Below are 22,877 nucleotides of genomic sequence, written 5' to 3'. Positions count from 1 at the left end.
AGGCTGTTTGGGAACGGCCTCTTCTTTTTGTCGTTAAGTCGATATAATCGAAAAATCGCTGATATAATCTGAGTTGCGCCGATATATTGTGAAAATCGCCGATATAATTCGAGTTGCGCTGATATATTTGAAAAATCGCCGATATAAATTTCACGTACTCTCATTCCTGCTATAAAGCCGCACCTTTCCCGCGCTCTTCCTTAAACCGAACACCAAAAGTATACGCTGTAATTTCATCAGCTTTCGGCAATGCTCGTAATTTCGGATGGAGTAGCCATACGAGAGAAATAAATAAAATCCCGATGCTAGCGAATGCAAAAATGAGTTGGCTACTAAATACATTTGCAACATATCCGCCAATTAAAGAACCGAATGGCATAGCAATTGTGCCCATACTTCGCATAACTGAGTTGATGCGTCCAATATATCGATTTGGAATTAAAATTTGACTAATTGTCGCAAATAATATGTTGGTTGCACCAATCGGTACCCAAGCTAGGCCGAATAAGAAAATAGATAACCATTGAAACGGTACAACCGTAGAGAGAAACCAAAAGATAGCACCAGTCGCAAAGCTAATAATAGATGCGGGGCCAACGTTACGTTTGCCAACCCATGAACTGAATAAAGCACCAATCAGACTACCTGCTGATATAGCAGCTAAGAAGAAGCCATATGATTTCACGCCTCCTAAAGAATCAGCGAAAGAAGGGAGTATTGCCATCGTCATACCAATTGAAAAATTAGCAACAACTGAACCGATTAAGAAGACGCTCATTAAGGAACGAAAGACGATTGAAAAGCCTTCTTTTAAATCAGAGAAATATTGTTTAGTTGAAAGTGATGTGTTTGCTGCAGTTTGCTGTGGCATTTTCAATGAAAAGAACAAAAGGGCAGTAATCGCGAATGTGAAAGAGTCAATTACATATAAAGAGATTGCGCCAAGTAGTGCTACTAATATTCCAGAAAGAGTCGTACAAATTAAATCGATGCCTTGATACGCAAATGAGAAGAGTGAGTTTCCTTTTAATAATTGTGTTTTATGCAGTAGAAGTGGTAAAGCTTTTGACTGTGCAGGATAGGCGAATTGTTCGATAAAGGCTACGATGGGCATGATGATGAGTAGTAGTTGGACTGTTAATAGGTCGAAGTAGTGTGTAATAGGAATGATTAATATAAGAATGCATTGCAAAACTTGTGTGATGACGAGGGTGTTTTTAATTGGCCATCTATCAACGAATGGGCCGGTAAGAAATTGTAATGCAGAAGGTAGTAACGTAAGGAAACCAGCCAATCCAGAATAAAAAGGATTACCACTTAGCTTATATACGAGCCACATTGCTGCTACGTAATATAAGCTATCTCCTATGTTGGTGAAAATTCTCCCTAAAAATAATAAGAGGAAATTCCGGTTTTTTAATATGTCCACTTTATCTACTCCTTTATAATAAATTTATTCGGTAAAATAAATTTGACCGTTTATCCCGCATTAACGGGCAGTAAGACCTCCATCTCAAAATTCAGCGAAAGCAAAGAAATTAGGTGGGGGTCGGGCTGCCCGTAAAAGCCCGATTGGTTCAACTAATAATCAGTGGGGGATGAACAAAACCCCACTGATTAAAGTTTCACTTTATGTAAAAAAAATCGTATTACGATTTTTCTTCTTTAATAAATTGCTGCATTGTTCTCTCTGCGATTTGAAGTGCAGTAGTAGAAATATAATAAGGTTTACTATTCGGATCTTTATCTGCACCTTTTGTGATTTCGTTTAATTCAGACATTAATTCATAAAACTTTTTTACCCACACTTGAAATTGTTCTGGCGTAGCATCAAACTCCCAGCAAGATGAAACGTAATTCCACTTAGCTGGGTCTTCACTTGCATTTCGTAATGTAAAAGCTTCCTCTGGTGCAGCGAGAATTTGGCTTTTCGTTCTTTCTATCATTTGTAAAAAGATTTGGCGACCTGATTCGCTTACTATTTCTAAATGAGGTAATAGATTTGTGGCAGGGGTGAAGCCTTTAGCGACAGATTGATAAAACTTTTGAATGATGCCATTCTTTTCTTCTGTATAAACAATCTCTATAAGACTATTCTTTTCTAATTCTTTTAAATGATAATGAATTTTCGCCCTTGAAATGCCGAATTTCTCAGATAGTAATTGTCCAGTATAAGGACGTTCGCATAGACGTATCATCATTTCGGCACGTAGTGGATCGCTTAATGCTTTTAATTGGCTATAAGTAGTGAGTGTTAATACGGGCTTCAATATGATCAACTCCTTGAATTAAATTACTCGGTCAATATTATTTGACTGAATTGTATCAAGGATTCTATTTATTTTCAATACTTTCTGAAAATTTAATCTTTCCTCTGTAATCTTCTGTTCATATTCCGTTCATATTTCTTTTTTATGATAAGTGCATAGAAAGAAAGAGGAAGGAGCGAGCGAAATGTTTTTAGCTCTGCGTGAATTGAAACAATCAAAATTAAGATATGGATTAATCGGACTTATCATGGTTTTATTATCATTTTTAGTCCTTGTGATTTCAGGATTAGCAAATGGATTATCATATGATAATGCTTCATCGATTCAAAATATGGAGGCAAATAAGTTCGTTTTAGCGGATGATGCGGAAAATAAATTACTTCGTTCACAAATTAAGAAAGACGATGTAGATAACGTAGTAAGTCAAGTAGGCGAGAAAGAGGCCGTTCCGTTTCGCGTGAAAGTTTCAACATATGAAAAGAAAGATAGTTCAAAAAAGGTTGATATCGCTATTTTCTCAAGTGAACGCGATACATTTTTGGAACCGAACATTGTAAAAGGTGAGAAATTAGGTACAGCAAACAATGAAATGGTTGCTGATGAATCAATTAAAGAAAAAGGAATCGATATTGGGGATACAATTATCGATCCTGTTTCAAAGAAAGAATTTAAAATCGTCGGATTTACGAAAGATCAAATGTTTAGCCATACACCAGTCGTTTATGTAAATGAAGACGTATGGGGGTCTATTTCACAACCGAACCAAAAAGATTATAGTGCAATTGCGCTGAATACAGATAAAGAAATTAAAAATACTCACGTTATTGATAAAAAAGAAGTACTACAAAGTATTCCAGGGTTTAAAGAAGAGCAAGGAACGTTAACGATGATCATTGCATTCTTACTTGTAATCGCTGCGTTATTAATCGGTGTATTCTTCTACGTCATTACACTGCAAAAAACACAGCAATTAGGTGTATTAAAGGCAATTGGTACGAAGAACTCATATTTAGCAAATAGCTTAGTCGTGCAGGCGTTATTCTTATCAGTCGTTGCGATGGTAATCAGTATCGTTCTTGTACAAGGATTAGAACAAATTTTACCAGCAGGTATGCCGTTCTTATTAACAACACCGATGATTGCACAATATGCAGCAATCTTTATCGTCATTAGTATTTTAGGAACACTTATTTCGTTATACCAAGTATTAAAAGTTGATGCGCTAGAAGCAATTGGAGGCGGGATGTAATGACTTCATTATTAAAACTAGACAAAGTAAGTAAAGTGTATGGAGAAGGGAATACGGAAGTAACAGCCCTTCATCCGATATCGCTTGATGTAAAAGCTGGAGAATTTATCGGAATCGTCGGTCCTTCTGGATCAGGGAAAAGTACGTTATTATCAATCGCGGGTGCACTATTATCACCGTCAAAAGGGGATATTTACATTCGTGAGCAAAATATTACGAAGTTATCAGAAAAGGAAATGACAGACATTCGTTTGAAAAAAATCGGCTTCATTTTCCAGTTTGCAAATCTTGTTCCATATTTAAATGTGAAGGAACAGTTACTTTACATTGCTAAGCTGAAAAAAGAAAGTAAACAAGAATCCGAAAAGCGTGCAGATCATTTATTAGCGGCATTTGGATTAGGAGAAAGAAAGAATCATTATCCAAATCAACTATCTGGTGGGGAAAAACAAAGGGTAGCAATTGCTCGTGCGTTCATGAATAACCCAGATTTAATATTAGCGGATGAGCCAACGGCAAGCTTAGACTCAAAACGCGCACGTGAAGTTGTGGAAATGATGAAACGTGAAGTGAAGGAGAGCCAAAAAGCAGCAATTATGATTACACATGATGAAAGAATGCTTGATGTATGTGATCGTATATTGACGCTAAGAGATGGACAATTAATATAAAGAAAAAGGGCCAACCGTACATGCGGTTGGCCTTTGTATAATTATTTCTAATAAGTATAATGGCTTTATTTTGAGAATAACGTTTTAATTTTATTGCGCGCAATTAATAAAACGCCGCCTAATACAGATAACATACCTAAAGCCATATTATTTGATTGCTCACTACCAGCATTAGGAAGTTCTCTAGCATTATTGTTTGCATTTGTAGTACCAGTCTTTGTTTCTGTTTGTTTCGATTGAGATACTTCGTTGATCTTGTTATCTACATTTTGCTTAGTTGTGTGTAACTCAGCTAATTTGTCATCAATTTTTTTCTCAGTATGTTTAAAGTCGTTGATTTTAATATCTAAGTCTTGTTTTTTCTTTGATAAATCGTCTGAAACAGTTTGTTTCGATTGCTTAATCTCGTTAATTTTATTGATTAAATCTTGTCTAGCTTCTTGTAATGCGGCTAGTTTGTTTTTCACATCTTGTTTAGCTAGTTCTAAGTTAGCGGAAAGGCTATCTAAATTACCTTTAATTTTCTTAAGTTCCTCTAACGTGTTACCAGTATTCGGTTTGTTTTCTTTTAGCTCAGCAAGTTTGTCCTCAGCAGTTTGTTTCGCTTTCTTTAACTCAGCTAACTTTTCATCGACTTGTTTTTTAACTTCCTTAAGTTCATTAACCTTTTGATCGATGTTCTCTTTATGCTGCTTAATTTCATTCACTTTTTCATCGACAGTTTGTTTATGTTCTTTAATCTCATTAACCTTATTATCGATATTTTGCTTATGTTCTTTCACTTCAGCAACTTTATCTTCTACTTGTTTTTTATGCTCTTTTATTTCAGCGATTTTATCTTCGGCGATTTGTTTATCTTGCTGAAGTTTTGCATCGAACTCTTCTTTACGTTGCTTAATTTCGTTAATTTTTTCATCGGCAACTTGTTTACGCTCGTGTAGTTCATTCACCTTCGTATCAACATTTTCCTTAACTTTGTTAAGTTCATTCAATGTTTGATCCACGTTTTCTTTGTGTTGCTGCAATTTCACATCTAACTCTTGTTTATGTTGTTTAATTTCAGCTAATCGATCTCCCGTACTTTGCTGAGGAGTAGCATCAGTTACTTCCGCATGAGCAGAGTTTGCGCCAGCCATCATCGCTAAAGCTAGTGTAGACGCAGCGATTGTTTGTTTTGTTTTCATATTTTTGTACCTCTTTTCTTTCATATGCATGAACTGTTTTGTGTAAAATTGAGCATATATAAGTAGATTATTTTATTATTATATACCATGTGCGGCGCCCAGAGGAAGTATTTGCATAATAATCTATCATTATGTAATTTTTAAATTCTTTTATTTTGGGGTAGGGGAGAATACTTTAGCTAGATGAACAATTTCTTCTATAGTAGAGTTTACATCTTTGCTATTACGAATTACAAACAAATAATCAGCCTCGTTTTCTACAGGATCCACGACATCCTCGTGAAATGATTCAGCTTGTTGCCGATCGAGTACTTCTTTGAAACTAGAGTAGCTACCTCTAAAAATATTCGTACTTCGCGTGCTTCGAGCCACTCTTTCGTAAAGTACATCATCTGGAATGTCAAAATGAACGAGTATGCGTACATATTCATTTGGCGGAAATAATTCATTTAGTAAATATAGTCGTCCGTTTTTACTGCGATTGGAATTACAAATAATAAGGTGTAAACTCGTATGTTCTTTCGCATAATCAACAATGAATTTTGAAAGGCCGTGCTTAAATGTATTAGCGCCTTCAGCTGGTTGTAATTTTTCATAATGCGCGTTAATAAATTCTGCTTGGTTATCTTGATCCATAACGAAAGAGTGGGGTAACTCTTTTTCTAAAGCTTTTGCAAATGTAGTTTTTCCGCTGTGTGTTTTTCCTACTGTAATAATGACGAATCGTTTCATATTGGCCTCCATGTGTATTGTTATAGTCTGGAATATTCTGTGTGAATCGACAATTTTCCTGCTAGAGAATATACAAAGTGTCGGAGTGATAGTAGGCTAAAAACTTTACAAAAAAACTTATTTATGATATAATTTACCAATATAAAAATAAAGTGTATAATAGGGTTCTCCTGGCCAGGGGAACCCTATTTTTGTTGTGAAAATGAAGGAGTGTATGTACGTGAAAAAAGGTGAAGCAAGTATAACGTCGTTAGTATCAGCTTTCGGAAGGGCATATCATAGTGAATTTGATAATCCGAAAATCTTTGATGATTATGTAGCTAAAGAGTTCATTTCTCAAAAAGAACATAACGACATTGAAATGAATATGGTTCAAGGAATACATTTTTTCAATACAGACATTGCACAGCAGTTTCAAGATAATCCACAAGAAATATTAAAATGGATTACACAAGTGCAATTATCACCAACACCTTTAGCGCGTGCGGCATATTGTGAAAGAGTATTACTACACGAGATTACGCTGGGAACGAAACAATACGTTATACTCGGTGCGGGATTAGATACATTTAGTTTTAGACACCGAGAATTAGAGAGTAATATAGAAATATTTGAAGTGGATCATCCTTCTACACAAGGGTTTAAGAAGGAGAGAATAAAAGAAGCAGAACTTGAAGTTCCAAATAATCTTCATTTTATTTCGATGGATTTCACGAAAGGATTTTCCTATGAACAGTTACGGAATGAAGGATTTGAAAATAAAAAGACGTTCTTTAGTCTATTAGGTGTAACGTATTATTTAACGAAAGAGGAACTTTCTAGTTTAATAGAATGTCTATTTGCGATGGTTCCAGAAGGGAGCTCTATCGTTTTCGATTATCCAGATGAAAACTTATTTACAGAAAAGGGACTGTCCAATCGAGTTGAAAATATGGTGAAAATGGCTACAATAGGCGGAGAACCGATGAAATCATGTTTTTCTTATACCGAAATGGAAGCACTATTAGAGAAGGCGGGCTTACTCATTTATGAGCACTTATCACCAGAGGACATAAATACATTATATTTTGAAGGACGAAATGATTATTTAGAAGCTTTTGAGACGGTGCATTATGTGCATGCGGTGAAGAAGTAAGGAATTAGTAGGCATGGGGAGGAATCTCTGTGTCTTTTTTTTTTGGAAAACAAGAGGATGGGATTTATTGAAAAAGATAATGATAGGTATATTGCTACATGAGTTACTACATCTAAATGAATATCAGGAAGAATGTGGGGTGTCTTTGTATAAAGAAACAGAATATTCAACAAAAATCAACAATTATGTTATATAATGATTTTAATAAACCATATTTTAGAAATTAACCCCGATTGTGTAGAAATTATATTTTGTTTGGATAAGCTAAAATGTTTAGCTAAAAGAACTTGTAGTGGGGCTTGCTACAAGTTCTTTTATTTGTAAAATTTCTATTGGATAAAATATGGAAAAAGGGAGGATGTAAGTTTGATAAGAAATTTAAAGAAAGCAGCACTTAATTCGTTAGATGGGAAATGGGGAGTAAGTATAGGGGGATCGGCGTTATACTATTTTGTATCAACTTTAAGTGCATCAGCAATCGCTAGTTTTATATATTTAATACTTGGCCTGTTTATTGGGGTAATTGGTTTGGATGTTTTCTTTATTTATTCAATTGGTGGGCAGCCGCAAGTAGATCCAACAGCACTAGTTTTACTTATTCTAAGTTATTTTTTTATAGGACTGATTTGTTTTTTTATTTACAGTGTCATACAAGATATCTTTAATTATGGGTATTCTGTTTTCACCTTACGCTTAGGTAAAAATGAAGATGCTAAGGTGGACGATGTATTTGTAGGGTTTAGGAAGAACAATTTGTTTAGAGCAATGAAATTAGGAGTATTGCAGGCTATTTTTCTATTTTTATGGAGTCTGTTATTAATTGTTCCAGGTATTATTAAATATTTTTCTTATTCAATGGCATATTACATTTTAATAGAGAATCCGGATTATACAGCAAGTGAAGCATTAAGGGAGAGTAAAAGAATAATGAAAGGACATAAGTTCAAGTTATTTGTTCTTTGGTTATCTTTTATTGGTTGGTTTTTATTAACTGCATTTATAGGCATGTTTACATTTAATCTATCATTCATATTCATTTCCCCTTATTACAACACAACTGTCTCGCATTTTTACTTAGATTTAATTAAGAAACAGGATGCTAGAGAAGCGAAGGTAAGTATATAAAGAATATAAGTAGTAAGAAAATATGTATAATGTATCATTTCTCGATTGTGGACATGCAATTAAGCATATCCCTTTTTAATGTGATATTGAAAGAAATAAAGAAGCTGCAATTGGATATGTTTTACTTATAATAATTTGGATAAGGATGTTATAACATTGGAGGAATTTAAAATGGGAAAGAGTGAAATGTTTCAAGATTTTAATTTTAAATTAGTAGTAATTGAAGCTTTATTAGATAAAGAGCCACTATTTTTAAAAGAATTAAAAGACTTAATAGATAAGTATACGAATCATTTTGAATGGTATGCAGGAGCTGGCCCGATTGTTGAAATTAGAGCTTTTTTAGAAGAGTTAATTTTGGAAACAAGTGATTTGGAAAAGATTGAATCCCTTTGCTTTGATGGAGGAAATGAAATTTATCATATTTTAAAGCCAGATTGGGATGGTGAAGACGGTTTATTTGATGTAATATCTGTTGAAGGGTTTCAAAATTTAAAAAATCTAAAAACAGTGGAATATATTTCAATGTGTTACCCAAAAGTATTAGAACCATTTAAACAAGCTGGAATTGAAATTGAGGATTAATGAGAGACAAGTTATATAATAATGGAAGTGATTCTTATTAAGAAAGAGTCACTTTTTCTTATGCAACGAACAAAGCAGAATGGAGGATACTAGGATACTAATCGATAATGATGGTGAAGGATACTGGAGTAAAACTGTTGATTTAGGCATTTTAGGTAAATTCAATAGCATTTTTATAGATTTAGATGGATGCGATATAACAGGGGCGACGGATAATATGACTCAAGAAGAAAGGGTAGAAAAAGCTACAAAATATTATGGTAATAGATTCAAAGAGTTAGAAACAAATGTTGGATTTATAAATGAGCAATTTCTAATGTGGATTATAACGCATTTATGTGATATAGAATATCCATTTTGGGAATTTGGTGATGAAGAAGAAAGTAGTGAAGGTTATCCAGATTATATAGTAAAAGAAGAAATAAAAAAATTCGAAGATGAAAATGGACAATTGCAACATGATCCGTATAGTCCAAGTCCGATTTATAGAGAAATTCAGAAATATAATGCATTTAATAATGAAGATAATTTATTAAGCTATGAAATCATAACGAAATATTTACCGGTTCTTGATTTCAAAAAATTTGTAGATACAATTAGACCTAATAGTATAGATACATTTGAAGATAACATAAACTTTCAAGTGAGTAGTGAGGTTTGTGGTGGAATGTTACTTTGTGCTACTTACGGAACAATTTATGCTAATAATGAGCTAGAAGTTACGCATAACTGTTAATACAAAGATTACTGATAGGTATATCGCTACACATCTATTAACTGAAAAATATTAATTACAATCGAGCGTAAAAAAACGCGATTCTTAGTAAAAAATAGTGTTTTTTTACTATTCAAATATGATTACATCTGAATTTAATGAAGATTTCTTCTGCAAAAGTAGTAGTTTTTTTTATTTGAATTTACTACCTCAGTTGGATGTATCATATTTCAATCTCGATAGAATAGTAAAATGGAGTTTATATAGTATATTTTTAATAATTTATTTTATATGTATCGTTTGGATGAAAGAGAGAAGTGCTTGAAGAGTAGTTCTCTTTTTTATCCCGCTTTAATGGGCAGTAAGACCCCCACCTCAAAATTCAGCGAAAGCAAAGAAGTTAGGTGGGGGCGGGCTGCCCATAAAAGTCCGATTGGTGAGGGCTGATAATCAGTGGGGGATGAAGAAAACCCCCACTGATTAAAGTCTCACTTTATTAAGTTTTTGAAACAGCGCATTATGTACATACAGTAAAGAAGTAGAAGATTAGTAGGCATGGGGAGAAATCTTTATGTCTTTTTTTATGAGGATTTTTAATTTTAAAAATATATTGTAAGAAATAATTTACAATTTGTAAAAAATAATTTACAATTATCTAAAGAGGTGTTGCTATTGTTGCATAATAAAATTGTAGTTTGTCGAGCAGAAAAAGGTTGGACCCAAGAAGAACTGGCAACAAGAGTGGGAGTTAGTCGTCAAACTATCGCTACTCTTGAAAAGAATAAATATAACCCTTCTCTAATTCTTGCCTTTAAAATCGCAAATGTATTTGAAAAGTCGTTAACCGACGTATTTGATTATCTAGAGGAGTGATACATATGTTGTTGTTAAAAATTTTGTTATTTGGTTTAATAGTGATAAGTAAGATGTATGTAATAAAATTTCAATCAAGTGATGAAGCAAATGACGAAAGAGGAAGAGCAATTCTATATAAAACAAATAATGCTTTGTACAATATTCTATATTTAGGTATCCTTGCCATTATTGTTTTACAATTAATTGATATTATTCCTTTGAAATTTCTACCTGATTTGTTGTTATATTTTGCACTTTCATTAAGTGTGTTAGGCAGTATTTTTATATTTATCAACAGAAACAGTAAAAATTACTAATACGAGTTAAGTGTTTAATCTTGTTCTGTTAGTTAATTGAACAAAATTTTTTTAGTAAGCTACAAAAAATAATCAATCTTCTTCATGAAAATTTAAGGAAGCCAAAAGAACCCACACATTTTAATCAAAATGTGTGGGTTCTTCTTTTTATAAAATGAATATTTGTAGTGTGGAATATATCCAATTGATTAACCGAACTAGTATTTTAGGGGGATTAACTGAAATCATAAATATAACTTCATGTCTATCTTGTTGATGAATTTCATTGTCCTCGGATAAAAAATCAGTAAACCCTTAAGTATGTATTACTTTGGTTTTTATTACAATTTTGTAAGGTTAAGTAATAAAAATCGATAGAACGGGATATTGGAATGGGATACTCTGATCGATGAGTAGAATATTCTGAAAAAAGGGGTAGGACAAATGAAGAATAGACAAAAAGTATCGATAATATGCAAAAGCATTTTATGTTTAATCATTTGTATATTGATTACGAATGAAGCATGGTTTACAAATGTGGTGAGGGCAGAATCGGGTACGTTGACTGATAGGAGTATAGAGGATTTCAAAAAAAGCTAGATGAACAGGTACCAAAATGGCAGGGGAATTATAATGTATCAGGGATTGCAATAGGAATTGTACATGAGGGGCGTATTGCTTATACACTTAACTATGGTTATGTAGATAAAAAGACAAAAAAAGCGGTGAGTGATGATACTTTGTTTCAGGCTGGTTCCATATCTAAAGTCTTACAGCGTGGGGAATCTTACATCTTGTAGATGAAGGTCGTTTATCACTAGATGATCCCGTTGGAAAATATCTGACCAAATGGAAATTACCTAATTCAGAGTTTAATAATAATGAAGTCACGATCAGAAGATTATTAAGTCATACAGCAGGGCTGTCTGCACATAAAGGATACCTTGGGGTTGCACCAGGGAAACATCTTGATTCTATCCAGGAGTCTCTGTTTGGAAAAGGATGGCTTAATGAACCAGTGGAGGTTACCAATAAACCAGGTTCAGAAACAATTTACTCTGGTGGCGGATATACAATTTTACAACTTGTAATTGAAGAGGTTACCGGAATACCATTTAATCGCTATATGGAAGAACAAATTATGAAACCTTTAGGAATGAAATCTAGCTCATTCTTACAACGTCCTGAAAATCTTAATCTTTCGAAAGTCTATGGATATTTTGGAGAGGAGGTCCCTAGTTACCAATTTACCGAACAGGCTGCTGCAGGTCTCAAGACAAATGTTACGGATATGATGACATTGATACTTGCAAGCATGGATGCAAATAATAAAGGGAATGGTGTCATCAAAAGTGAACGTGTTGAGGAAATGCAAAAGCCAGTATTAGGGGAGAATGGTTTAGGTATATTTGAAAAAAAACTATCTAATCAATGGAAATTACTTTATCATTCTGGTGACAATCGAGGCTGGCATTCTTTTTATGGTTTCATTCCTAATACAAAGGATGGATTGGTAATCCTTACAAATAGTGAAGGTGGTATAGACTTACGTCAGGATATTTACCACGCATGGATTGAATATGAAACGGGAAAATTACCTGAAAGTTACTTCGCTCTAGCTGAGCAGAGAAAAAATAACTCCATTACATCAATTGTTATTGGAGCCGCACTTGGTATGTACTTGCTACTGTTTGTGATTAGATTGTACAAAGGTAGAAGAACGTTCATTTTTAAGCAAGAGAAGAAATCTTACATCGAATTAGTAGTTAGGACATTTTTACTTATTATTACTGCTGTTCTCGTTTTTTGTGCTGCCGATTTGTGGAGAGTTTTCAGCTTGAATTCCGGTAATACAATAAATTTTATTCTAATAATGGTATGGATTATAACGCTATTAATTAGTGGATTTTTCCCGAAAATTAAAAGTAATAAAAACAACGTATGAAACGAAAAGATTTAACATCAAAATTTACATGTATGTAATGTTAAAGGCTAGAAAGCTAGATTGGCGTGAATCGCTAATTGTGGAGTGCAAAAAACGACAAAATCTCTTAAAAAACACTTAACTTTTTACTCCATCTATCTTTACAATCCCTCCTTATAATGTGAATTGGACAAGCACCTAAGAGAAGGCAGAACATGTCAGTTTGTACATTCTATTATTAGGGGGAGAATTTGTATGAAAAAGACAGTTGCTTCGTTAGTGGTTATGACGGCATTATTACCGACATTTTCAGCACATGCGGAAGGGAAAGAGCAAGTTCGAAAATCAGCTACAACTTTTAATGTTATTAGTGATATTCAAGGAGATTTAGGAGACTTTGATCACGTATTAAAAGATATGAATAAAGTAACGCCACTTTCTAGAGCGCTTATTATGAATGGGGATATAACGCCAACTGGACAACAGTCCCAATATGATGATGTGAAGCGTGTATTAAACAAAAATAAGCATCCCGAGAATGTATGGTCAACTGTTGGGAATCATGAGTTTTATGCTGGTAAATGGACAGCTGATGGGAAGTTATCTCAAAGTACATGGCCAAATGGTGTAACTGAGGAAACTTTATTTAACCGCTATCTGAAATTTAGCGGACAAGAAAAGGTATATCATAAAAAAGAATTAGACGGTTATCCGCTTCTATTTTTAGGAACTGAAAAATATATGAAATACCACGATTCAAAAATGTGGGATGAAGTATATATGAGTGATGAACAATTAGGTTGGTTAAAACAAAATTTAGAAGAGTACAGCCAAAAAGATAAAAACAAGCCGATTTTCATTTTTTCTCATCACGTTTTACCTGATACGGTGTCTGGATCAAGACAATCACCGTACTTACAAGATTATTTAAATGTCGATAAGTTGTATGATATATTAAAAGACTATCCACAAGTTGTTTTCTTTACGAGTCACACGCACTGGGATTTAAACTTACCGGACTGGGCTGGTAAAAAGAAAATTGCAGGCGGAGATAAAAAAGGATTTACTGTTGTAAATACGGGCGGGATTGAAACGGGCTGGATGTCAGCTGGACCAAATGGAGGAGAGAAGACTGCTCCTGATGGTTATTCATTTAAACAAGGGTTGCAAGTGAAAGCATATGGTAGCGATGTAATGGTGACAGCTTATGATTACAAACGTGATAAGGAAATAAAGAAATTATTAATTAGTGATTCGAAAATTGCACAAATGGCACCAAATGTAACGGCAGATGATAGTAAAAACGTAATCGTCGGTGCAACAGAATATATGGAGTACTCTATAGAAGGAACGGACGAGTGGCATACTTATAATCAAGGAAACCCACCAAAATTTGACGGGGGCAAAATCGTATACGTACGCCATAAAGGCGAAATGAATTTAGAACCAGGATTAACACAGCTACTTCGTTTTTCTGCAAATAAGTGATTGGAAGAGGGCCTGCTTTTTAAAGAGTGGGCCTTTTTGTATTGTCGATTTTTGTCGGTAAGTCGATATCTCATGTCGAATCGTCGATATATTGCAAAAATCGTTGATATAATTTGAAAATCGCCGATATAAGTTAAGAATCGCTGATATAAATTTCATGTACCGTATTGAAGTTATAATTTCATTCACCAAAGCCGAATTCCAACACATTTTTCCCCCAGAAAGATGACTTCATCATTTTTACATGCAATAATAGTAACGTTACATACATTGTGAAAGAAGTACAAAGGAGCGTTATTCATGAATTTAGCTAAATTCCCGAGAAAAAAATATACAGAGTCATATACACCGATTGAAAAATTAAACAATTTTTCAGAAGCATTTGGTGGGCCGACTATTTATTTTAAACGAGATGATTTACTTGGTTTAACAGCTGGTGGTAATAAGACGAGAAAGTTAGAGTTTTTAGTTGCGGATGCACAGGCGAAGGGTGCAGATACGTTAATTACAGCTGGTGGTATTCAGTCCAATCATTGCCGCCTAACACTGGCAGCTGCGGTGAAAGAGAAAATGAAATGTATTCTTGTATTAGAAGAAGGGCTTGAGCCAGAAGAGAAGCCAGACTTTAATGGAAACTATTTCTTATATCATTTACTAGGTGCTGAAAATGTCATTGTTGTACGAAACGGAGCAGATCTTATGGAAGAGATGCATAAGGTTGCGAAAGAAGTAAGTGAAAAAGGGAATACACCATATGTCATTCCAGTTGGTGGATCAAATCCTACTGGCGCAATGGGATACGTTGCTTGTGCGCAAGAAATTATGGCGCAATCATTTGATCAAGGAATTGATTTCAGTCATTTGCGTAAGCGGTAGCGGCGGCATGCACGCTGGTTTAATTACAGGTTTTGCTGGAACACAAAGTAACATCCCAGTAATCGGAATTAACGTAAGTAGAGGAAAAGCAGAGCAAGAAGAGAAAGTAGCAAAACTTGTAGATGAAACTTCAGCTCACGTTGGTATTCCAAACTTTATCCCGCGCGAAGCTGTTACATGCTTTGATGAATATGTAGGGCCAGGTTACGCGTTACCAACGCCAGAAATGGTGGAAGCAGTGCAGCTGTTAGCAAAAACTGAAGGTATTTTACTTGATCCAGTATACACAGGTAAAGCAGTAGCGGGATTAATCGACTTAATTAGAAAAGGTACATTTAATAAAGAGGACAATATTTTATTCGTACATTCAGGTGGTTCACCAGCTTTATATGCGAATACATCTTTATTCGAGTAAGTATGAAAAAGCATTGGGTATCCAATGCTTTTTGTTATATACTGGAATTATTAGGAGGCCAGAAGGGGGAGTATATAAGTTCAAACTTAAAATGGATGATATACACGATACTCGGTATTTTTTATTTTATTAATTTTATTTGTAGCTTATGGAGTTTATTTATATTTCACTTAAGTGAAATGGTAACCGAACCAAAGGAAGAATAAAATAATTGCTGTATTAAATAGAGTAAAACATAACCCGATGATGGCTAAAATTTTCTTCTCAGCTCGGCTACAAAAAGAGATGACCGCTAATAGGATCGCTATGACATATGAAGGATAGAAATGTGTCTTTAGTTTTTATTATTATCTGTATATTAATAGTAACTGGCTGTTCAAATATACTAGGAAATGAAGAGCAAAGAATTGAAGTGCAAAAAGATATTGGTGATAATGAATATGAAGATTTTAAGGTAGTGACAGATAATAATGAAGTGATGCAAGTAAAGAAAATATTAAAGGATACTATTTTTGAAAATAAAAAAGTGGAAATGTCTCGTCCAGCTGATTATCATTTTATTTTTCAATTTAAAAATCCGAAAATAGAGGCGAAAGCTGTGTTGTATCAAATTTGGATAAGCCCTAATAAGGATACAGTGGAAATCATCTCGGGTGGTAATCGGTACGCTCAATTAGAAGAAAAAAATGCAGCTATTTTGTTTCGGATTGTTACAGGGGAAAAGTTAGCTGAGTAAACTATATTGGATTATAGGGATTTAGTTCATATTTTTCATTTTGAGAGATAATTAGTTTTCAACAATAATAGCTATCTTTTTATGTTGGAATAAACATTGAGAATCGGATAAAATGGAAATTAGACATTGGATTCATGCTCCTTAAGGTGTGCTTTAATCTGCCAACGGATAATAAAACTAGGAAATATATTGTTTTTATAAAGATTCGATGTTATGTTTAGTTTTCTTAATATAATATTTCCCTTATATAGGAGTGGCTATTTGAAGAAATTAATAGTATTAGTTTTATTGGCTACATGCTGTCTCACTATTGCAGGATGTTCTAATAATAGGGTTACAACAAAGGATGAGTCTAAAAATTCAACACCTGTAAAGATTAAACGTATCAATAAAGCGTGGTATAAACATATATAATAGTTTTCAAGAAACTTGAAATTGTTGATGATAAAGATATCATAAGGTGAAATTAGTTAGGCAGATTAGAGGTTGTGAAACCTGGTGACAATCAGGAAGCATGGTTCGCATTTAAATTAATAAAATATGCGGCATTAAAATATTCACAAAAAAGAGTCTACATGTAGGTCATTTTTTGTGGATATTTTTCATAAATAAGAGATATTCTATGCTGCCTGTCTCTAACTTGGACCTTCTAAAAATTACTTTACTAGGTTAAAATGTTTATAGAGTATCATCCTTCAAAATGCGATGGGTCCCATAATAACTCGATTGATGTGGTCCTTTTTCGCGTTATTTAATATCTTTATATATCTTTCTATTAAAAAATCTAACTTTAATAGATTAAATGAGATAAAACCTAGTTAAAAACAATGAAATTTCAGGAAAAATAAGGTACACTATTCAATGGTTTTGGTTTAAAATCAATTGACGTTAATGTATACGGGGGAAAGATTGATGAACAACAATACAGTAAATGAATCTGTTGAAGAAGTTGAGAAAAAACGGGTAAGATCCAAAAAACGTTTTACAAATTGGAAGCTTATCGCAGCAGGTGGCGGTGTACTTGCACTTCTCCTTGGGGGAATGAGTTATTATCAGGCAACTCACTTCAATTCTAATGTTACGATTAATGATACAAAAGTCGGTGGTATGAGCGCTGATGAGGCAATACAGAAATTAAAAACATCTGGACTAGCAAACAAAGTTTATATTGATCAACAACAAATTTTAGATGAAAAAGAGACAAAAACGGAACTGACGGAAAAAGATTTGCCGCAAGTTAAGAAACTATTAAAAAGCCAGTGGACATTTTTCCCTTCTTCAAAGGAAAAAGATTATTCATTGCTACCAAAAAAGGCAGAGCAGTATCGTAGTGAAACGATGAAAAAACTTGTAGAAGAAAAGCTCGTGTCTATGAATGAAAAATTAAAGGCACCTCAAGATGCTATGGCGAAGCTTGAACAAGGAAAAGTTGTAATTTCGAAGAGTGTTGATGGAAAACAATATGACGTTGCGAGTTTACTAAAAGATTACGATAAACAGAAGCATAAAAGCGAAATTCATCTAAAGTCTGCATACATACAACCTATTAAAGAAGACGATCCAATTATTAAAAAAGAAGAGAAAGCATTACAAAATCTTCTTACGCAGTCTGTTGATTATAAAGTGCAGGATGAAGTGTATTCGTTAAAAGCGAAAGATTTAATTCAAAATGCCTCTATGTCAAAGGATATGAAAGTGACAATCGATGCGAGCGATATTAAGAATAAGGTTGCTGAAATTAATAAGGCTAAATCTACATTACATAAAGACTTCGCTTTTAAAACACATTCTGGTTCGGTTATATCAGTAAAAGGACAAGGATACGGCTGGGCACTAGATGTGGAAAAAGAGACAAAACAAGTTGGGCAAGCCTTTGAAAAAGGCGAAAAATCACTTTCTGCTTCTAACATTCACGGGAATGGTTGGGAGAAAGAAGGGATCGGTTATAAAACAACATCGAATAATGGCATAGGAGACACATATGCAGAAGTATCCATTGCAGACCAACAAATTTGGATTTATAAAGATGGCAAACTAGTCGTTACAACAAATGTAGTAACGGGTAAACATAGCACGGGTGAAGATACATCACCAGGTGTGTGGTACGTTCTATACAAACGTACACCATATACGCTAAGAGGCAGCGCAGTAGGGAAAGCTGATTATGCAGTTAAAGTAGATTACTGGGTTCCATTCACAAATAGCGGTCAAGGATTCCACGATGCCGGCTGGCGAAAAGACTGGGGAAGTAATGCTTATTTAACAGGAGGATCAGGCGGTTGTGTAAACCTTCTTCCTAACGTTGCAAAAACTGTGTATGATAGTTTGAATACGTATGATCCAGTTATCGTGTACTAGAAAATAGCTACGTATTAAGAACTTAAACGAATAAATAAAGCACCTGATGGTACATGAAAAAACACCTCTTGCATTCGCATACAAAGTGTGCAAATGCAATGGAGGTGTTTTTGTTTGAATACAAGAGTTTATTGCTTATAAGAAGTAAAGTGGAGAGAGATTAAGATGAAGAAACAGGTTTTCAAATAGTCAATAAAATTGACACTGAATATCATTTTCATTTATGATGGAATCGTCGTATGTAATTGGACATGAATTTTATGAAAAAGTCTATTTCTTATATTCATATAATAGATTTCTATTAAGGTATCACATTCAAAAACTATCACTAATTTTTTTAATAATTTAAATGTAGGAAAGGGTAATATAAAATGAACTGGAAAAAAGGCGGATTATGGGTTATTATTTTTTTCGTTGTAAAAGGCACAATTTCTACACTTTTAATCGTTACAGGTGCTAAATATTTTGATTTGTCATTTATGCAACTTTTCGTACTAATATTGATCTTATTACTGATTTCTCTCATAAGTCGAAAATTACTGTATAGACATAAACAAAACAAAAAGCAAAAAGAGCTAAATATATAAGGAAGCCTCAGAGACCTTTGGATTTCTGGGGTTTTATTTATTCAATAGTAAGTTTTGGCTCCGTGATACGAATGGTACACCCCATCAGTTTTATCGGTTGTAAATCAAAAGAAAGATATATTTACAAGGACTCTTAACAAGTCTTACGAATCCAAAAGTCTCTTTATTCTTTATTGCGTTTCTGCCGCAGTTTATAGATACAAAGGCTTCAGGTCCTATACCTTTTATCATTTTAGGAATTACTTTTACAGTAACTGGACTATTGTGGTGTTTATTTGTTGCTTATTCCTCTTCCTATGTCACCAAAAAATTAAGAGGAAATCAAAAGGTAGGAATGATTCTAAATAAAGTAACAGGACTGATTTTTATTGGGATGGGGTTAAAGTTGCTTCAAACAAAGGCTCCTCAATAAACATGAATAAAAAAAATGCCCCCTTCAAGAGTTGTTATCTTTGCTTTAAGCTAATTTCTATATATTAAAAACCTCTTCAAATTTGAAGGGGTTTTTTGCATGTTATTTTGGTTTATCTAAAAATTTATTTTATAGTGAATGATCTATTTTAATCAATTGTCATGTGAATATGTCCTCCAATGACAAGGTTAAATCCATTCATTTCGTCATCGTAGCTTCGTTATCTTGCTATTACATTCCAAAATGCGTACAATAGCGTGCCTTCAAGGTTATACTGATGCTGGAGGTGATTCAAAGTGACATACGATTGGAAAATGAATTCGAAACAAACTAATTCACAATCAGATTCTTACAAGTGAATTACATCAGTATACCATTTGGTTTATAAACGAATGTGGAAGTATCTTTCGGAAGATGAGCTTTTCATTAGCTAGAAGATTTTTAAACATCTAGTCATCATTTGAAACTAAAATCGTTTTTATATTAGGTTTCGAATTTTTATGTGGTACAGACATTAGTTGAAAGGTAGGTTTCGCCTGCTTTGACTTATATCGCAAACTTGATAATTTATAAAGCTGGATTTGACGGGGGGATATTATGAAAGGTAGCAATCATTTTGATTTTCACAAGCTTTGGTTAGGACAGTCTATAAGTTTATTAGGTACTCAGTTTACAATAGTAGCTTTGCCGCTTTTTGCATTAGAGGTGTTACAAACAAGTGAAGCAAATGCTGCTATACTTCGTGGGGTTATATTCGTCCCTTATCTAATTTTTGGGTTAGTAGCCGGTGCTTTAATAGACATTTTTCATAGGAAAAATATTTTGCTAATTTGTAGTATATGTCAAGGAGTATTGTTTTTATCAGTATTCATACTGACTGTAACAAATATTATAACGTTCCCCTTATTGGTAGTTGTCATGTTTTTAAATGGAATATTCACCACATTTTACAACATCGCTATTCCTTCTTTCTTACCAGAAATAGTAACAGATAAAGACAACTTAAAAAAAGGAAATGCTCAACTAGCACTTTCAGAGTCTCTTTCTATAGTAATTGGTCCTATGCTAGCTGGAATCGTCATTACTCTAGTTGGATTAACAGGTTCATTCACTGTTGACGCAGTAACGTATTTTGTTTGTTTTATGTTTGTATTATTTATTTCAAAGTTTAAACCGCATACAGAGGGTTCTTTAAAAGACGTAAATATAAAATCCATATACCAAAACATATATGAAGGTCTGATATATTTCAAAAAACACCCTGTATTAGAGCCAATTGTGACATGTGGTGCTGTTTACGGTTTTTTTAAATACATACTAAATAGTATTTTAGTAATATTCCTTTATAAGGTAATGGGTCTATCTGAAATTGAAATAGGGTTTGTTGTAGGTTCAGCAGCGGTCGGATTTTTAATAGGTAATACGGTTCTCATGAAAAAAAGTCAACAAATTAATAATACAAAAATGCTTATTTATAGCGCTACTGTATCAGTTACCGGTTTGGCTTTTATACCGATAATGGGATATATGGGAACAATTTACGGTATAGTAGCCGCAAGTATTATACATGGTATGGGAGAAGGTGTATTTGGCCCTTACGCCGCAACTATACGACAACTTGCCTCACCAAATCACATGCTGGGCCGAGTAAATGCTGTACAGCGCACGCTTAATTGGGGAGCTTGGGCATTGGGAAGTTTTGCTAGTGCACTTTTAATTTCTATATTCGGGCTTCAAATTACATTATTTATAGGGGGATTTGGAACAACATTGTGTTTAGTGGCGTTGTTAAGACGAGGCATATTAAAAGGAACTGACATTGAATATACGAGTTCATTTTAGGGGAGCTGATATTGATGCATAAGGTATTAAAAGGAACTGACATAGAAAATAAACCACATATTTTATTTATAGGGGGATGGACAAAGCCTATACAAGATGCATTAGACAGTGGGTACACTGTTTCCTATATAGGATCTTACGCTAGACACATATATTTTGATGGATTTATCTTAGAAAAATGTTTCTATAAAAAAGAAATAGATACAACAAACATACCCTTATCTATATACTATGCTGAAGAATTATTTAAAGAGAAACCTTTTGATGTGGTTGTATCTTTCAACGAAACAGCATTAGATACGGCTTGTATAATTGCAAAGATTTTTAATGTTAAAGGACCTTCTTACAATGCTAATATGATAACTCGTAATAAAGACATGATGCGTGAAATTCTAGCAGGTAAAGACTTTTCGATAGATTCGACAGTTTGTAATAATACTGAAGACATTAATGAATTTTTGGATAAAAAAGATAGTGTTATAATAAAGCCGCCGATTGGGGCAGGGGGTAAAGGAGTATGTAAGCTAGACTCGGGAGATGACGTAGGGGTATTTATTGAAGAAAATGGTATTCAACTACCTGTTTTAGTGGAAGAGTATATTGCAGGTGATATAGTTTATACGGTTGAAACCGTTTCTTATAACAAAAAACATTCTATACTTGCTATATCAGCTGAAGTATGTAAAGAAGATACATTTCTAATAAACTATACGATTATGCCGGCACCTATAGATGAATCTCAAAAACAATTAATTATGGAGAAAGTAATGATGTTTTTGAACGACATGCAAATGGAAAATGGCATTACTCATACAGAAATAAAGTTAGACAAACAAAATAAGCCAATAATTATAGAGTCTCAAGTTAGAATAGGTGGGGGCAACATCTGGAAGATGGTGGAACTAACAACTGGCATATCTCAATTTGGATACTATTATGATGCGCTAAATACTGAGACTATAGATGAATTTAGATGTGTACCTTCAAAATGTCATGCTATGTCTTTAAGCTTGATTCCAAAACCAGGTTGCTTAAAAGAAATCAAGTATAAAGGGCTAACTAACATATCCGAGGTCGTATTAATTGATCTAGTAGTAAAAGAGGGCGATACCATACCAACTATTATAGATAGCACGCAACGCAAAGGGGCTATATTATTTATGGCTAATGATATAAAACATATGTATGAAGTTGCAGAGGAAATATGTAACAACATAACGTTTGTTTATGAGGATTTCTCAGAATGGAAACCTTCTTTTAAAAAAATATATGTAAAAAGAAATGTGGCAAATGACTGGTCTATATAACAAAGGATAATTTAAATCACATGTCTCTATTAACCAAAAATCGAATAAAAATGTATTAGCTAGAGCCATGTTTTTTGATGAAAATGACGAGTTTATATAACGAGTCCTTCAAAAT

Annotated in this window: 18 protein-coding genes and 3 pseudogenes; 17 read left to right on the top strand and 4 right to left on the bottom strand. The window is 33.7% G+C overall.

Annotated elements, in window-relative coordinates; translation table 11 throughout:
* Nucleotides 1-169: 169 nt before the first annotated feature.
* Nucleotides 170-1,429 carry an MFS transporter gene (locus tag PDQ33_RS08125; RefSeq protein ID WP_270755705.1) on the bottom strand — a complete coding sequence of 420 codons (1,260 nt, stop codon included), beginning with the start codon at nt 1,427-1,429 and terminating at the stop codon, nt 170-172.
* A 220-nt stretch (nt 1,430-1,649) separates the two neighbouring features.
* A complete protein-coding gene (locus PDQ33_RS08120; RefSeq protein WP_270393680.1) occupies nt 1,650-2,270 on the bottom strand; it encodes an ArsR/SmtB family transcription factor in 621 nt (206 codons plus the stop codon).
* 184 nt (nt 2,271-2,454) lie between these two features.
* Here PDQ33_RS08120 and PDQ33_RS08115 point away from each other — a divergent pair, with 184 nt between their 5' ends.
* Nucleotides 2,455-3,519 (top strand): ABC transporter permease, encoded by a 1,065-nt coding sequence (locus PDQ33_RS08115; protein ID WP_061130611.1) that lies wholly within the window; start codon nt 2,455-2,457, stop codon nt 3,517-3,519.
* Complete coding sequence (locus PDQ33_RS08110; protein ID WP_000202587.1) at nt 3,519-4,190, top strand: ABC transporter ATP-binding protein; 672 nt, start codon at nt 3,519-3,521, stop codon at nt 4,188-4,190. Before PDQ33_RS08115 ends, PDQ33_RS08110 begins: the two co-directional genes overlap by 1 nt.
* Nucleotides 4,191-4,255: 65 nt before the next feature.
* Here the strand turns inward: PDQ33_RS08110 and PDQ33_RS08105 are convergent, their stop codons facing one another.
* Both PDQ33_RS08105 and PDQ33_RS08100 read right to left on the bottom strand, forming a co-directional pair.
* Nucleotides 4,256-5,374 carry an LPXTG cell wall anchor domain-containing protein gene (locus tag PDQ33_RS08105; protein WP_061130612.1) on the bottom strand — a complete coding sequence of 373 codons (1,119 nt, stop codon included), beginning with the start codon at nt 5,372-5,374 and terminating at the stop codon, nt 4,256-4,258.
* A 150-nt stretch (nt 5,375-5,524) separates the two neighbouring features.
* Nucleotides 5,525-6,106, bottom strand: coding sequence for an AAA family ATPase (locus PDQ33_RS08100; protein ID WP_061130613.1), 582 nt, complete (start codon nt 6,104-6,106; stop codon nt 5,525-5,527).
* Nucleotides 6,107-6,320: 214 nt separating this feature from the next.
* Between PDQ33_RS08100 and PDQ33_RS08095 the strand changes: the two genes are divergently transcribed.
* The 15 genes and pseudogenes from PDQ33_RS08095 to PDQ33_RS08025 all read left to right on the top strand — a co-directional run bounded on the left by PDQ33_RS08095 (nt 6,321) and on the right by PDQ33_RS08025 (nt 22,762).
* Nucleotides 6,321-7,241 carry a class I SAM-dependent methyltransferase gene (locus PDQ33_RS08095; protein ID WP_061130614.1) on the top strand — a complete coding sequence of 307 codons (921 nt, stop codon included), beginning with the start codon at nt 6,321-6,323 and terminating at the stop codon, nt 7,239-7,241.
* 366 nt (nt 7,242-7,607) lie between these two features.
* On the top strand, nt 7,608-8,366 hold the full coding sequence (locus PDQ33_RS08090; RefSeq protein ID WP_270755709.1) for a DUF975 family protein: 759 nt from the start codon (nt 7,608-7,610) through the stop codon (nt 8,364-8,366).
* A 171-nt stretch (nt 8,367-8,537) separates the two neighbouring features.
* A complete protein-coding gene (locus PDQ33_RS08085) occupies nt 8,538-8,951 on the top strand; it encodes a DUF6892 domain-containing protein (protein WP_061130617.1) in 414 nt (137 codons plus the stop codon).
* 79 nt (nt 8,952-9,030) lie between these two features.
* Nucleotides 9,031-9,687, top strand: a complete 657-nt coding sequence (locus PDQ33_RS08080) for a hypothetical protein (RefSeq protein ID WP_270755711.1) — start codon at nt 9,031-9,033, stop codon at nt 9,685-9,687.
* A gap of 651 nt (nt 9,688-10,338) precedes the next feature.
* Nucleotides 10,339-10,539, top strand: coding sequence for a helix-turn-helix transcriptional regulator (locus PDQ33_RS08075; protein ID WP_000903050.1), 201 nt, complete (start codon nt 10,339-10,341; stop codon nt 10,537-10,539).
* Between the two features lie 5 nt (nt 10,540-10,544).
* Nucleotides 10,545-10,838, top strand: coding sequence for a hypothetical protein (locus PDQ33_RS08070; RefSeq protein ID WP_000925446.1), 294 nt, complete (start codon nt 10,545-10,547; stop codon nt 10,836-10,838).
* Between the two features lie 423 nt (nt 10,839-11,261).
* Nucleotides 11,262-12,800 (top strand): annotated as a pseudogene (locus tag PDQ33_RS08065) (serine hydrolase domain-containing protein).
* Between the two features lie 196 nt (nt 12,801-12,996).
* Complete coding sequence (locus PDQ33_RS08060) at nt 12,997-14,229, top strand: DUF4073 domain-containing protein (protein ID WP_061130618.1); 1,233 nt, start codon at nt 12,997-12,999, stop codon at nt 14,227-14,229.
* Nucleotides 14,230-14,529: 300 nt separating this feature from the next.
* A pseudogene (locus tag PDQ33_RS08055) lies at nt 14,530-15,520 on the top strand (D-cysteine desulfhydrase).
* A gap of 313 nt (nt 15,521-15,833) precedes the next feature.
* The gene (locus PDQ33_RS08050) at nt 15,834-16,256 is read left to right on the top strand and encodes a hypothetical protein (RefSeq protein WP_000654992.1); all 423 of its coding nucleotides are present in this window, start codon (nt 15,834-15,836) and stop codon (nt 16,254-16,256) included.
* Between the two features lie 912 nt (nt 16,257-17,168).
* A complete protein-coding gene (locus tag PDQ33_RS08045) occupies nt 17,169-18,614 on the top strand; it encodes a L,D-transpeptidase family protein (protein ID WP_061130619.1) in 1,446 nt (481 codons plus the stop codon).
* Nucleotides 18,615-18,985: 371 nt separating this feature from the next.
* Complete coding sequence (locus PDQ33_RS08040) at nt 18,986-19,201, top strand: hypothetical protein (RefSeq protein WP_001104100.1); 216 nt, start codon at nt 18,986-18,988, stop codon at nt 19,199-19,201.
* A 109-nt stretch (nt 19,202-19,310) separates the two neighbouring features.
* Nucleotides 19,311-19,613, top strand: a pseudogene (locus PDQ33_RS08035) (LysE family translocator); the annotation flags it as partial.
* A 597-nt stretch (nt 19,614-20,210) separates the two neighbouring features.
* Nucleotides 20,211-21,455 (top strand): MFS transporter, encoded by a 1,245-nt coding sequence (locus PDQ33_RS08030; RefSeq protein WP_061130620.1) that lies wholly within the window; start codon nt 20,211-20,213, stop codon nt 21,453-21,455.
* Nucleotides 21,456-21,469: 14 nt separating this feature from the next.
* Nucleotides 21,470-22,762 carry an ATP-grasp domain-containing protein gene (locus PDQ33_RS08025; RefSeq protein WP_061130621.1) on the top strand — a complete coding sequence of 431 codons (1,293 nt, stop codon included), beginning with the start codon at nt 21,470-21,472 and terminating at the stop codon, nt 22,760-22,762.
* Nucleotides 22,763-22,877: the final 115 nt, after the last annotated feature.

The sequence above is a fragment of the Bacillus cereus group sp. Bc031 genome (genome assembly GCF_027716265.1).
GTDB classification, from domain to species: Bacteria; Bacillota; Bacilli; order Bacillales; family Bacillaceae_G; genus Bacillus_A; species Bacillus_A paranthracis.
The sequence above is the reverse complement of the archived record's forward strand: the minus strand, read 5'-3'. Positions and strand labels throughout refer to the sequence as shown.